General features: G+C 63.0%; 14 protein-coding genes. 12 read left to right on the forward strand and 2 right to left on the reverse strand.

Annotated elements, in window-relative coordinates:
• Nucleotides 1-15 precede the first annotated feature (15 nt).
• The 10 genes from BUS06_RS32455 (at nt 16) to BUS06_RS32500 (ending at nt 10313) form a co-directional block, all read left to right on the forward strand.
• Nucleotides 16-1137, forward strand: a complete 1122-nt coding sequence (locus BUS06_RS32455) for an NAD(P)/FAD-dependent oxidoreductase (protein ID WP_083611700.1) — start codon at nt 16-18, stop codon at nt 1135-1137.
• 362 nt (nt 1138-1499) lie between these two features.
• The gene (locus BUS06_RS32460) at nt 1500-2597 is read left to right on the forward strand and encodes a BMP family ABC transporter substrate-binding protein (RefSeq protein WP_074268390.1); all 1098 of its coding nucleotides are present in this window, start codon (nt 1500-1502) and stop codon (nt 2595-2597) included.
• A gap of 36 nt (nt 2598-2633) precedes the next feature.
• Nucleotides 2634-3749 carry an ABC transporter permease gene (locus BUS06_RS32465; RefSeq protein WP_074268391.1) on the forward strand — a complete coding sequence of 372 codons (1116 nt, stop codon included), beginning with the start codon at nt 2634-2636 and terminating at the stop codon, nt 3747-3749.
• Nucleotides 3742-4668 (forward strand): ABC transporter permease, encoded by a 927-nt coding sequence (locus BUS06_RS32470; protein WP_074268392.1) that lies wholly within the window; start codon nt 3742-3744, stop codon nt 4666-4668. Before BUS06_RS32465 ends, BUS06_RS32470 begins: the two co-directional genes overlap by 8 nt.
• 73 nt (nt 4669-4741) lie before the next feature.
• On the forward strand, nt 4742-5434 hold the full coding sequence (gene biuH / locus BUS06_RS32475; protein WP_074268393.1) for a biuret amidohydrolase: 693 nt from the start codon (nt 4742-4744) through the stop codon (nt 5432-5434).
• 6 nt (nt 5435-5440) lie between these two features.
• On the forward strand, nt 5441-7063 hold the full coding sequence (locus tag BUS06_RS32480; RefSeq protein WP_074268394.1) for an ABC transporter ATP-binding protein: 1623 nt from the start codon (nt 5441-5443) through the stop codon (nt 7061-7063).
• A 159-nt stretch (nt 7064-7222) separates the two neighbouring features.
• Nucleotides 7223-7885 carry a cysteine hydrolase family protein gene (locus BUS06_RS32485; protein WP_074268395.1) on the forward strand — a complete coding sequence of 221 codons (663 nt, stop codon included), beginning with the start codon at nt 7223-7225 and terminating at the stop codon, nt 7883-7885.
• A gap of 2 nt (nt 7886-7887) precedes the next feature.
• Complete coding sequence (gene hpxZ / locus BUS06_RS32490) at nt 7888-8286, forward strand: oxalurate catabolism protein HpxZ (RefSeq protein ID WP_074268396.1); 399 nt, start codon at nt 7888-7890, stop codon at nt 8284-8286.
• 1 nt (nt 8287) lies between these two features.
• Entirely contained in the window at nt 8288-9049 is a 762-nt protein-coding gene (locus BUS06_RS32495) for a GntR family transcriptional regulator (protein ID WP_083611701.1), read from the forward strand.
• Nucleotides 9050-9350: 301 nt separating this feature from the next.
• Entirely contained in the window at nt 9351-10313 is a 963-nt protein-coding gene (locus BUS06_RS32500; protein ID WP_074268397.1) for a carboxypeptidase-like regulatory domain-containing protein, read from the forward strand.
• 64 nt (nt 10314-10377) lie between these two features.
• Here the strand turns inward: BUS06_RS32500 and BUS06_RS32505 are convergent, their stop codons facing one another.
• A complete protein-coding gene (locus BUS06_RS32505) occupies nt 10378-10665 on the reverse strand; it encodes a DUF4148 domain-containing protein (protein ID WP_074268398.1) in 288 nt (95 codons plus the stop codon).
• 396 nt (nt 10666-11061) lie between these two features.
• Here BUS06_RS32505 and BUS06_RS32510 point away from each other — a divergent pair, with 396 nt between their 5' ends.
• Both BUS06_RS32510 and BUS06_RS32515 read left to right on the forward strand, forming a co-directional pair.
• Entirely contained in the window at nt 11062-11277 is a 216-nt protein-coding gene (locus BUS06_RS32510; RefSeq protein ID WP_074268399.1) for a hypothetical protein, read from the forward strand.
• A gap of 60 nt (nt 11278-11337) precedes the next feature.
• Complete coding sequence (locus BUS06_RS32515) at nt 11338-11634, forward strand: hypothetical protein (RefSeq protein WP_074268400.1); 297 nt, start codon at nt 11338-11340, stop codon at nt 11632-11634.
• A 54-nt stretch (nt 11635-11688) separates the two neighbouring features.
• On the opposite strand, the gene glgA is transcribed toward BUS06_RS32515, so the two are convergent.
• Nucleotides 11689-13275 carry a glycogen synthase GlgA gene (gene glgA / locus BUS06_RS32520; RefSeq protein ID WP_074268401.1) on the reverse strand — a complete coding sequence of 529 codons (1587 nt, stop codon included), beginning with the start codon at nt 13273-13275 and terminating at the stop codon, nt 11689-11691.
• Between the last annotated feature and the right edge of the window lie 180 nt (nt 13276-13455).

Genomic DNA, 13455 nt, shown 5'->3' on the forward strand with positions numbered 1-13455 from the left:
CCCCAAGGACGCCGAATGACTTCAGAAGTAACCCCGCCGACAGATCCATCACAGGCAGCGCCTACCCCGCAACAAGCTAGCGGCCTCGACGCGTCGCAAGGGACATCTGATGTACCGCTACGCACCGACGTACTGATCGTCGGCGCCGGACCCGTTGGACTCTTTGCCGCGTTCGAAGCAGGGGTAATCGGCCTGTCGTGCCACATTGTCGACGCACTCGACCGCGTCGGCGGCCAATGTACGGAGCTGTATCCCGACAAGCCGATCTACGATATCCCGGCCATACCGTCGTGCACCGCGCGCGAACTGGTCGAACGTTTGCTGGAGCAGTGCAGACCGTTCGACGTACCGATTCATCTGGGCCAACGGGTCGACACCGTCGAGCAACGCGACGACGGCCGCTGGACCGTCAAGACCGGCCAGGGGCTCGTGTTCGATGCGGCCGCCATTCTGCTTGCAGCAGGCAACGGCGCGTTTGCACCGCAGCGGCTGGCATTGGACGAGGCCGTGCCGCTCGAAGGGCGTCACGTGCATTACAGCGTGCCGAGGCTCGCGGATTTCGCCGGCAAGAACGTGGTTGTGGCGGGCGGCGGCGACTCGGCGCTCGATTGGGCGCTCGCACTGCGTTCGGTGGCGCGCAAGCTGACGTTGGTGCATCGGCGCAATGGTTTCAGTGCTGTGGATTCGAGCGTCGAGCAGATGCGGCGTGCAGTCGACGCCGGGGAAATGACGTTCATGGTCGGCGCGGTCGGTGGCTTGAGCGCGCCCGACGGCAAGCTCGAATCGATTGAGATTCGCCAGATTGGCGGTGCCACCCAGATCGAAGCGGATCATCTTGTGGTGCTTTATGGACTGGTGGCGAATCTTGGCCCCATCGCCGACTGGGGGCTAAGCCTTCATGCCGGCCGGATCGACGTCGATACGTCGAACTACGAAAGCTCGCGGCCAGGCATCTTCGCGGTAGGCGACGTCGCCAACTATCCGAACAAACAAAAGCTGATTCTGTCCGGCTTCCATGAGGCATCGCTGGCCTTGCGCAAGGCTTACACCTACGCCTATCCGGAACAGAAACGGGTGCATGTGCATTCGAGTTACGACGCCAAACTCGCAGCTCGCGTTGCGGCGAGTACAGAGTAGGGTGGTTTCGGCCGCCCCCGCAGTCCGTCCCTTCCGCTTCCCCGTCGATCGTAAATCGCGCACGATCCTGCGCGGTTCACGATCGCCCCGTTGTGGGGAATGACGCACAAACATAGGCCGTCCTCCGGTCGTCCCGGACTGTCCCGGTTCCCCAGCGAAGCTCCTCGCGGCGCGCCGCAGACCCTTGCTGCGTAAGCCTCTGCGCCATGCCATAGGCTACGCACCCGTCAATTGGCATAACTCCTGCTCTATGAGTTCAAACTTGTATCCAAGATTGAACTCATGAACCTCACGCGCTTCGACGCGCCGTTTTCCACCGCTATCGCTGCAATCAACCTCAACCACACGAGACCGGACCCGCTATGAGCAATCGTCGCCACTTTTTAAAGAATGCCAGCCTGCTGACGCTCGGCGCGGTGCTGCCGTTCGAATCCGTTTTTGCCGCCAGCAAACTGACCGTTGGCGTGATCTATGTCGGCGCGCGCGGAGACTACGGCTACAACCAGGCGCAAGCCGCCGCCGCCAACGTGATCAAGGCGCTCCCTAACGTCAAGGTGGTCGAAGAAGAGAACGTGCCGGAGACCATCGCGGTGCAGAAGTCGATGGAAGCCATGATCGAACAGGACGGCGCGACGCTTGTCTTCGCCACCTCGTTTGGCTACTTCGATCCGCACGTGCTGAAGATGGCCGCCAAATATCCGAACGTGCGCTTCGCGCATTGCGGCGGTTTGTGGAAGCAGGGCAACCCGTCGAATATCACCAGCTACTTTGGCTATATCGACGAATGCCAATACCTGAATGGCGTTGTTGCCGGCCATATGAGCAAGAGCAAGAAGCTCGGTTTCGTGGCCGCCAAACCGATTCCGCAGGTTCTGCGCAATATCAATGCGTTCACGCTCGGCGCGCAGTCGGTTGATCCTTCGATCACCACACATGTGATTTTCACAGGCGACTGGTCGATGCCGGTCAAGGAAGCCGAATCGGCCAACAGCCTCGTCGATCAGGGCTGCGATGTGCTGACCTGTCACGTCGACGGTCCGAAGGTCGTGATCGAAACCGCTGAAAAGCGCGGCGTCATGAGCTGTGGCTATCACGCGAGCCAGGCGGCACTCGCGCCGAAAGGCTATTTGACGGGCGCCGAGTGGGACTGGGCTACGCCGTACAAGGAACTGGTGGCAGGCGCGCAAACCGGCAAACCGCAGCCGAACGTCTTGCGCGGCGGCCTCAAGGAAGGCTTCGTGAAGATGTCGGCATATGGTCCGAAAGTCACGCCCGACGCACGCCAGAACGCTGACGGCGTGAAATCGAAAATGATGTCCGGCGAGTTCGTGATCTTCAAAGGCCCGATCAAGGACAACAAGGGCGGCGTGGTAGTCGCCGACGGCACGAGCCATATCCAGACCGACTACACCTTGGAAAGCATGAACTATCTGGTCTCGGGTGTCGTGGGCCAGATCTGATTCTTTCGCAATCCGAACGTCTTTCAAGGAGCGGCTATGCGCCCTAATGCGAGTTCTGCCCGGCTGATGCTTGGGGTGCTGCCTGCGTTGCCGACCCTGTGCGCGCTGGTGGGCACGCTTTTGCTGTTCTGGCTGTTTCTGCTGGTGCAGGGCGCGCCGGCGCTCGATGCGATCGGGCTGATTTTCCAGGGCGCATTCGGTTCGTCGTTCGCATGGCAAAGCACCTTGCTGCGCGCGTCACCGCTGATGTTGACCGCGCTGTGCGTCGCTTTGCCAGCACAGGTCGGGTTGATCGTGATCGGCGGCGAGGGTGCGCTTGCGCTCGGCGGTCTCGCCGCCGCGGTGGTGCCGCAGTGTTTGCCTGCCGGTACACCGTGGCTCATCGCAACGCCTTTGATGGCGGTAGCGGGAATGCTCGCGGGGGGCATCTGGATCGGAGTTGTGGGTGCGTTGCGGCAATGGCGCGGCGTCAACGAGACGATCAGCAGCCTGTTGATGTCGTACATCGCGATTGCGCTATTCAAGCATTTGGTCGAAGGACCGTTGCGCGATCCCGCGAGTCTGAACAAGCCCTCGACGCTGCCCGTGCCCGACCCAATGACGATCGGCTCGCTGCCGGGACTCGAAGTGCACTGGGGTTTGCTGTGGGGCGTGGTGGCCTGTATTGCCGCGTGGGTGTTCGTCAAGCACAGCACCAAGGGCTTCGCGATGCGCGTGGTGGGCGGCAGCAACCGCGCGGCCCGTCTGGTCGGTTTGCCGGTCGGCATGCTGGCGCTGGCGGCCTGTTCGATGGGTGGCGCCGCAGCGGGTCTTGCCGGCATGTTCGAAGTGGCCGCCGTGCAGGGCAGCGCGAACGCATCGTTGCTGGCGGGTTACGGCTACAGCGGCATTCTCGTCGCTTTCGCCGCGCGTCAGAACCCGCTGGCCATCGTGTTGTGCGCGGTGCTGATCGGTGGGATCGAAGCGAGCGGCAGTCTGCTGCAACGTCGCCTCGATCTGCCCGATGCGACCACGCTCGTTTTGCAGGGGTTGCTGTTTGCCAACCTGCTGGCATGGGAAGCGTTAGGCGGCCGTATTGTTGCCTGGCGCGTGAAACTGCAGGCGCTCGCGGTGACCGAAGTGCCGGTGCAACTGGAGAAGACTCATGCCTGATATGCACTCGCCTGTGATGGTTCTGCTGCTCTCGTTGCTGGCCGGTGCGATTCGCGTGAGCACGCCGTATCTGTTCGTGAGTCTCGGCGAATGCCTGACGGAGAAGGGCGGCCGGGTGAATCTCGGTCTCGAGGGTATTCTCGTCTCCGGCGCGATGAGCGGCTACGCCGCTTCGTATCTGACCGGCTCGCCTTGGCTCGGTGTGCTGGCCGCAGGCGTCGTAGGGCTGCTATTCGGATGTCTGCACGGTCTCGTGTGCTCGTTGCCGCGCGTCTCCGATATCGCCTTCGGCATTGCTCTGATGCTGCTCGGTACCGGCCTCGCGTTCTATCTCGGCAAGCCCTTTATCCAGCCGCAGGCGCCGATGCTGCCGTCGATCGATCTCGGCAGTTGGGCCGTCTCGCCGCAACTTCATAACGCGCTGCATATCAATCCGCTGTTCGTGATCGGCATCGTGCTGGCGTTTCTGCTGCAGTGGGGTCTGCGCAGCACGCGCTGGGGCATGACGCTGCGCCTCGTCGGCGATCACGCCGAGACGGCACGCGCGATGGGTTATCCGCTCACGCGTATCCGGATTGCAGCCACCGCAATCGGCGGCTTTTTCGCGGGCGTCGGCGGGGCTTACCTCTCGCTCGTCTATCCAGGCAGCTGGAACGAGGGGCTCTCGAGCGGTCAGGGCCTGATGGCCGTCGCACTGGTGATCTTCGCGCGCTGGCAGCCGTTGCGATGCCTCGTCGCAGCGCTGCTGTTCGGTGCGGCGGGTGCGCTCGGGCCCGCGTTGCAGGGCATTGGCGTGACGAGCGGTTACTACCTCTATAACGCCGCACCGTATGTACTGACGCTCGTGATCATGATCATCAATTGCCGTCCCGATCGAACACTGGCCGGCGCACCCGGCGAACTGAGCCTGACGCGCTGATGTGCTGACGCGTGCACGTGTTCGCGCTTTCACGCATAGCGCCTGTCGATGCCAACCTGAAGAGACCACCACCATGACCCGATTCATCGATGCGAAGCCTTACCCCTGGCCCTACGACGGCGACCTGCGTCCCGAGAATACGGCGCTGGTGATCATCGACATGCAGACGGATTTCTGCGGCCACGGCGGCTACGTCGACAAGATGGGCTACGACCTCTCGCTCACGCGTGCCCCGATCGAGCCGATCAGCAGGGTGCTCGCACTGATGCGCGAGCAGGGCTTCACGATCATTCACACGCGTGAAGGTCACCGCCCGGACCTGTCCGATCTGCCGGCCAACAAACGTTGGCGCAGCCGCCGCGCAGGCACGGACGGCGTGGGTATCGGCGACGACGGTCCGTGCGGCCGCATTCTGGTGCGCGGCGAACCGGGCTGGGAAATCATCGACGAACTCGCGCCGTATCCCGGCGAGATCATCATCGACAAGCCCGGCAAGGGCTCGTTCTGCGCGACCGATCTCGAACTGATCCTGCGTACGCGCGGCATTGCCAATCTGGTGCTGACCGGCATCACCACCGATGTCTGCGTCCACACGACGATGCGCGAAGCGAACGATCGCGGCTTCGAATGCACGGTGCTGGCGGACTGCTGCGGCGCGACCGACAAGGGCAATCACGACGCCGCGTTGCATATGATCACGATGCAGGGCGGCGTGTTCGGCACGGTGTCGGATTCGCACGCGCTGCTTGCCACACTCGGACGCTGACCGATCATGTCGACTCCCGCTCCCTACAACCAGCCGCAAGACGCCGCCACGCACGCCCTGGGCGTCGAGGTGCTCGGCGCTTCAAAAACGTTCGGCACGTTTCGCGCGCTCGACAAGGTTTCCATCAAGGTTGCACCCGGCACGATCCACGCGTTGCTAGGCGAAAACGGCGCAGGCAAGAGCACGCTGGTGAAGGGACTCGTCGGCTATGGACTGCTCGACGAAGGACAGATCACCGCCGACGGTCGCGAAGCGAAAATCGCTTCGCCGCGCGATGCACAGGCGCTCGGTATCGGCATGGTGTACCAGCATTTCACGCTGGCAACCGGCCTCTCGGTGGAAGAGAACCTGTTGCTGGCGCGTGGGCGTCTGTCCTGGCGGATCGACTGGAAGAGCGAACGCGCGGCCTTGACGGAGTTCATGAAGCGCATGCCATTCAGTTTGCCGCTCGAAGCGCCCGTCGCCGGACTCGCGGCCGGCGAGAAGCAGAAACTGGAAATTCTCAAACAACTGTATCTAAAGCAACGTTTCCTGATTCTCGACGAACCGACTTCGGTGCTCACGCCTCAGGAAGCAGACGAGGTGCTTGGCCTGATGCGCGATCTCACGTCACGCGGCGAACTGACCGTGCTGATGATCACGCATAAATTCCGCGAGGTAATGGCCTACGCCGACGACGTCACCGTGTTACGCAAAGGTCGGCAGGTCGGCACGACGGCCGTCGCGCATACCGATCGCGACCAGCTTGCGAGCTGGATGATGGGCACAAGCTCGGCACTGCAGACCGATTCTGCGGCGAAGGATTCACCGGTACTGGCGGAGATCCGTACCGAACGCCCAGCGCGCAAGCCGGTCGATCCTCACGCAGCGATCCGGCTGGAACTGCGCGATCTTTCGGTGCAGGACGATCGCGGCCATACCGCCGTGCGGCACGCCACGCTGGCAGTGCGTGCCGGCGAGATTCTCGGCCTCGCAGGGGTGTCGGGCAATGGCCAGAAAGAACTGGTCGAGGCACTGGTCGGGCAGCGCCGTCCGGTAGAAGGCGAGATGCAGATTGCCGGTGCGCCGTATCAAGCCACTCGCGAACAGATGACTACACGACGTGTGTTTGCGATTCCCGAAGAGCCGCTCCGGAACGCCTGCGTTGCCGGGATGAGCGTGGCGGAAAACCTCGCCTTGCGCGACTTCGACCGCGCGCCCGTGTGCCGCAGCGGCTGGCGCCTCGATCGTCGGGCGATGCGCGAGCGGGCCACACAACTGATCCGCGATTTCAACGTAAAGCCTCCTGTGCCTGAGCGGATGATCGGCACGCTATCGGGCGGCAATGTGCAGCGCGCCGTGCTGGCACGCGAGCTGGGACAACCGGTAGATGTGCTGATTGTCGCGAACCCGGTGTTTGGCCTCGACTTCGCGTCGGTGGCCGATATCCACGCGAGACTGATCGCCGCGCGCGATGCCGGTGCAGCCGTGCTGCTGGTCAGCGAAGACCTCGATGAACTGCTGGAACTGGCTGACCGCATCGTCGTGATGGCGGAGGGCCGGCTGGTCTACGAAACGCCGGCAGCGAGCGCTGAGCGCGCGGTGCTTGGGCAGCACATGGCGGGACATACAGAGGAAGCAGTGCTTTAGGACACGTGCAGGGATGAGCGTTCCAGGACCGAATAAAAACGGGGGCAGTGGCGGGTGACTGCATGCCAATGGCAAGCAGGGCAGGGATAGAGGACCGGTGACGGCGGGCGGCGCAAGCCGCCCGCACGTTATAACAAGGCTTAAACCAAGGTTTAAACCATGAGCAGCGAAGTTCAGGCTTTACCCTCGCCGTTTGTTTTCGAGCCGCGTCACACCGCGCTCGTGATCATCGACATGCAGCGCGATTTCATCGAGCCTGGTGGCTTTGGCGAATCGCTTGGCAACGATGTCTCGTTGCTCGCCGAGATCGTTCCAACGGTCGCGGAGCTGTTGGCGCTCGCGCGCAAAGCCGGCTTGCTGGTGGTGCACACCCGCGAGTCGCATGCGCCGGATCTCTCCGATTGCCCGCCCGCGAAGCGCTTGCGCGGTGCGCCGCAGATGCGCATCGGCGACCCCGGGCCGATGGGGAGGATTCTGGTGCGCGGCGAACCCGGCAATGCGATCGTCGACGCGCTCGCGCCGCTCGCAGACGAACTCGTCATCGACAAGCCCGGCAAGGGCGCATTTTATGCAACGCCGTTGAGCGGCGAGCTGAATGCGCGCAGTATTACGCATTTGCTGTTCGCCGGCGTAACGACCGAAGTCTGCGTACAAACTTCGATGCGCGAAGCGAACGACCGTGGCTACGAATGTCTGTTGATCGAAGACGCGACCGCGAGCTACTTTCCCGCATTCAAGCAGGCGAGCCTCGAAATGATCCGCTCGCAGGGAGGCATTGTGGGCTGGACCGCGCCGCTCGCGGCATTAAAAGAGGGACTGTGAGGATGGAAGTCAACAAGCCGGAGATCGTCGCCGAAGTGACAGCGGCCTTCGTCGAATACGAACGGGCGCTGGTCGACAACGACGTCGAAGCAATGAACGCGCTGTTCTGGCACACGCCTGAAACCGTGCGATACGGAATCGCCGAAGTCCAGCACGGCGGTGAAGCGATTCGTGCGTGGCGCGCGTCGTGCGCGCCGGTGCCACGTTCGCGGCGCCTGCATCGAACCGTGGTGACCACGTTCGGCAACGATTACGCCACCGTCAGCACCGAGTTCACCAGCGACGCGACCCCGTTGCTCGGCCGCCAGATGCAGACCTGGGCACGCCTCGAGTCTGCGGCGCAGGCGCACCAGGGTTGGAAAATCGTCGCAGCCCATGTCAGTCTGATCGCAATGCCTTGATATGAGCGAAAACGCAGCTGCAAACGTAATCGGAAGCGGTGCAACGGGTGGCACCGCAAGCCCCTCGCCAAATGCACCGAACGCTCCGAACGCGCTGGCCGAGCAGGTGTATCAGCAACTGAAGAGCGACATCTTCAGCTTCCGGCTTTTTCCCGGCGACCGCTTCTCCGAGAGCGACATCGCGCAACACTACGGCGTCTCGCGCACGCCGATGCGCGACGGCCTGTTTCGCCTGCAGCGCGAGGGGTATCTGGAAGTGGGGTTCCGGCGCGGCTGGAAAGTCTCGGAGATCAACTTCGAGCAACTGGACCAGCTCTACGATCTGCGCATCGTGCTCGAACTGGCTTCGCTCGAGCGTCTTACCTCGGGCAATGCACCGCATGAGTCGATCGATCCGCTCAAGGCCGTCTGGTGCGTCGAAACCGAGGCGCGCGAGAGCGATCCCGTCACCATGTTCGGCATGGATGAAAACTTCCACCGGCAGCTCGTCGCCGCGACCGGCAATCGGGAGATGCTTCGCGTCCACAACGAGGTGACCGAGCGCATCCGCATCGTGCGGCGGCTCGATTTTCTGAAGCCGCATCGCACCAGTGCGACCTACGACGAGCACTCGACGATGCTGCACCTGATCGAACGCAACCGCCTGCCCGAAGCCAGCATTCTGCTGCGTGCGCACATCACGCAAAGCAAACTCGAAGTGCGCAAGATTACGTTGTCGATGCTTGCCGCCGCGCGCGACCAGAAACTGCCGTTTGTGTCCTAGCCCAAGCAACGATCTCACCGCGTAGCATGACGCGCGCCGCGAACTTGCACCCGCAATGTGCGAATTCAGGTCGATCATGCTGGAACATGGCGGACATCGACTAATTCGCGCGGCCTTTGGGGCGCAGCGAAAGCAAATGGGTTTGCTACACTGCGATTGGGTTTTGCAGTACCCGCGACGCAACTTCTCCCCGCAAGACTACGCGTGCCGCTGTGTTTCCAAAGATGTTAAGCGAAGCGCTCATTGACGCTCCCTGAATCGACCCGACGCAATACTCCCGAGAATGTCCCGGAGGTGATTCATGTCCACTACGTTTTCCGGTTTGTCGAAGACTCTCCGGTGGACGCTGATGTGCGGCGCTGCGGTGCTAGCTTTCGGCACGCACGCGCAGCGTCTGCTGGCCCAACCCTCGGCCGTTCCATCCGAGCTGCTCAGCGACGATGAACGGGTCGCTTTCTGTACACAAATGCGACGCGCTTCCACACCGCAGGAACGCAGCGCGGTGACTGCGAGCATGCGCGATACGTTGACGCCGCGCGCCAAGGGGCAAGGGGTTGCATTGCCGTCGTGGCTGATCGAAGGACGGCCTGCCAGCGAAGGCGGCAGCATACCGGGGCTCAGCTGCGAACCCGGCACGCCGCGGCCGCGCGTACAGGCTGCTGCACCGGCACCTGCTCCCGTCCCGGCTCCTGCGACCGCGCGGGAAGTGCCTGAACGCAAAGCGCCGCTGCCGCGCGAACTGGCGACGCGTGAGCCTGTGCCACATGTACCGGCACCCACAACGCAGGAACCGGCCACACGTCCGATGCCGGTTCGCGAGCAGACCGTGGCGAACGTGCCGGGCGTCCCAGCAAGACCCACGCTACCGGACGACGATGCGCCGGTGCGCAACGCCGTGCCGAGCGACATCCCCGTGGCGCACGACGACCACGGTGTCGCATACGTCACAGGCGGAGTGGGGCAGGATGAGGTTGCAGCGTTTCGCGGGCTGGCCTCCGGCTACAACATGCGCGCGACCTTTACGACCGGGTCGGGCGAGTATCTGTCGGGCGTCGCGGTGCAGGTGGCGAGATCCGATGGCACCGTCGTATTCAACGCCACATCGGATGGCCCTTATCTTTATGCGCGGCTCCCGCAGGGCCACTATCGGCTGGTTGCCAGCCTCGACGGCGCGCAGCGCAGTCGCGATCTATATGTGCCCGCCCGAGGGGGCGTGAAACTGAACCTCGTCTGGCCGCTGCTTCACTCGAACTCAGTGAACTGATGAGGCCCGTGCCGCTCGCGGAACACGCCGGTCGTTCAAACTCCGGCGTGTCGCGCCCGCGAGCTTAATTGCCCCTGTAGACGGTGCGGTTGAGGGTCTTCATCTGACCGTCGGTTTCCGCCTGATACAAGTCCTGCTTCACCTCGGCACGGGTGAGGCCGGCGGGCGCGCCAGAGGCCACTTGTCCATTGGTATCCATGCCGACGCCGCTATTCTGGTTGCTGTTGGCGTTGTCATTTCCCATGTTCGAAGTTGCGGCCGGTTGAGGCGCGTTCGGGGTGTCCTGCGCGAATACGGGCGCGGCGCAAGTCATGACGGATACGGCTGCTGCAATATAAGCGATTCGGATCATATTCGACTCCTTGGTGAAAGGACGTTTGGATGGTCGGCTTTGTTTTCTGATGCGACGCCGATTCCGGTCTCCACAACGCCAGTTCAGTCTACGGCCGCAGCCGGGGCGCAACGCTGACGCGTCCATGACAAAACAGCCAGCAAACGATTGCGGCCCAAGACGCTTCGTACGAGCGCCGGTCAGGACAATGCGCGTCGCATAACATGCCAGTCTTTCCCCGCAGTGACATCAAGTTGACCCCATGTTCCAGCAAAACTGACACTCACGGTCAAGCCTCGCGTCAATCTGCAGGCACACTGGCGGTCAAGCATCATGAGAGCAATCAAGGCAATGCAAGGCCATACACGCACGCACCGACGGGCGAAGACCTTATTGATGGGAGTGCCCGGGGAAGCAATGAATCACCACCAGCTCGAAAAAGATATCGAACATCTTGAACACCTGCTGCCGCGTATCGCCGCGCTGGACGGCGCCTTGCCGCTAAGCTACTGGCGCAGCCGGCTCGCCAGTGTGACGGTCGCGGCGCGCGTGCCGTCGCAGGTCAGCCGGGTCAAAAGACTGAACGACGCGCTGCTGGCGCTCGAAGCCCGCGAGAAGGATCCGGCACCGTAATATTGGCTACGCAGGCATCGTTTATGCTGCGATCCCGGTATTTACGGGAAAAAAATCGCCATGACTCGCGAAGAGTTCGACAACCGGTTAGCCATGATCTTGCAGGACGCTGCCTTCGGCACGACCGCCGACCTTACGGATCGCGCCGTCGCCTACTGGAATGGCCAGCGTATCGTGTACGCGACGCTGCGAGACGACGACAGCGGCTTCATCGACAAGGAATTCAGTCTGGAGGGGCACTGGAGCGAATGGCGCGAGTGGCTCGAGGAATGGATGGCCCAGCCGAGCTTCAGCGTGCGGCCGGAACTACAGGACGAGATCAGGGTCGCGCCGTCTTCCGGCACGCCCACGCCGTGACCTCGCTTTAAGCTTCCGCTTTAAGCTTCCGTTCCCAGCTAGCTGCCAGGACCGCTACAGAACGGCCGCCGCCTGCGAATTGTCGGCGGGTACCGGCCTCGCCGCGGTACGGCGGCGGCGCGCGGCGATAGCCGGAACTGTCGTCGGCTCTTCGCGCGGTGCTACGGGGCGCGCATCCGTCAATTCGCAGTACACGTCGACATAGCGTTTGACTGCCGTGCCCCAGCCTGAATCGCGCGTCATCGCATTACGCTGCAGTGCGCGCCACAGCGATGGATTCTTGAACGCCTCGACAGCACGCGCCACGCCGCCAGCGACATCCTCGAGCGACTCTCCTTCGAACAGGAAGCCGGTCGCCGCGCCCGATTTGCCCAGCCCTAACGCATAGTCGGAAATCGTGTCGGCTAGACCGCCCACGCGCGAGGCCACCGGAATCGTACCGAAGCGCATCGCGTACAGTTGCGTGAGCCCGCACGGTTCGAAGCGGCTCGCGTGCAACAGCATATCCGCGCCGGCATGCAGCATGTGCGCGAGTGTCTCGTCATAACCAATGCAGGTGCCGACACGTCCTGGCCAACGCGCAGCCAGCTCGCGCATGCGCGCTTCGATTGGCGCGTCGCCCTGGCCCAGAATGGCGAACTGCAGCCGCTCGTGCCGCGCCATCATGGCTGGAATCGCCTCGGCCACCACCTCCGCCATCTTCTGTTCGGTGAGCCGGCTGCCGATCGCCACCAGCGGCACGAACGGTTCGCGTGCAAGTCCGAATGCCTGTTGCAACGCCCGTTTGCACGCGTATTTGCCCGCTACGTTGTCAGCCGAATAATTGCTCGTGATCAGCGCGTCGGTGGCGGGGTTCCACATCTGCATGTCGATGCCGTTGGTGATGCCGGAGAGCTTGTGCGACTCCGCGTTCAGCACGCCTTCCATCCGATGGCCGAAGCGCGGTGTCAGAATTTCCGTCGCATAACGCTCGCTCACAGTCGTAACGCGGTCGGCGTGGACGATCCCGGCCTTCATCAAACTAAGCGAACCGTAGAACTCGATGCTGCGCTCGTCGGTAAGTGCCGGCGCGAGCAGTTCAGGCGGCACGCCCATCCACGGACCGGCGGCGAGCGGATAGTTACCCTGAAACGCGAGATTGTGGATCGTGAAGACGCTGCGGGCCTGCACGCCGCCGAGTTTCATGTAGAGCGGCGTGAGTCCCGCGTGCCAGTCGTGAGCGTGCACGACGTCCGGCCGCTTGATACCGCGCACGCCGCGCGCAATCCGCGCCGCGGCGGCAGCGAGCGATGCGAACCGCACGAGGTTGTCCACGTAGTCGCGGCCGTAGCGGTCGCGGTAGATGCCTTCGCGTGTGAACAGATGATCCATCTGCAGCAACAGCACCGGCACGCCCGTGTCGGGCATCTGCGCCCGGATGATCACGCCGTCGCCGCCCGGCAGACCCGCGAGTCTGGCCACGCGGGTCGCGCCGAGCACGCGCTCGAGTGCGCCGGGATAGGCGGGCATCAGGATCGACGCAGCGACGCCGGCTTCGCATAACGCGGCGCCGTATGCGCTGACCATGTCGGCGAGGCCGCCCGTTTTTGCAAGAGGGGCTGCTTCGGATGCAACCAGTAAAACGTTGAGCGGCGTCGGCATAGTCGGATAAAAATTTGGCGGTGGGGCGTAAGCGGATAGACGTACGGCAGAAATCAAACCGATAGTTTTCAGCAAGCACTGTGCCCGTGGCCCTTGAACGAAGGGGGAGCTGCGAGTTCAGCCGCGGCGAGTGCGTGTCCTCGCTCGTCGACGTGCGCTCGCGCCACCTGCGCGCAGCGC

Source organism: Paraburkholderia phenazinium (assembly GCF_900141745.1).
GTDB classification, from domain to species: Bacteria; Pseudomonadota; Gammaproteobacteria; order Burkholderiales; family Burkholderiaceae; genus Paraburkholderia; species Paraburkholderia phenazinium_B.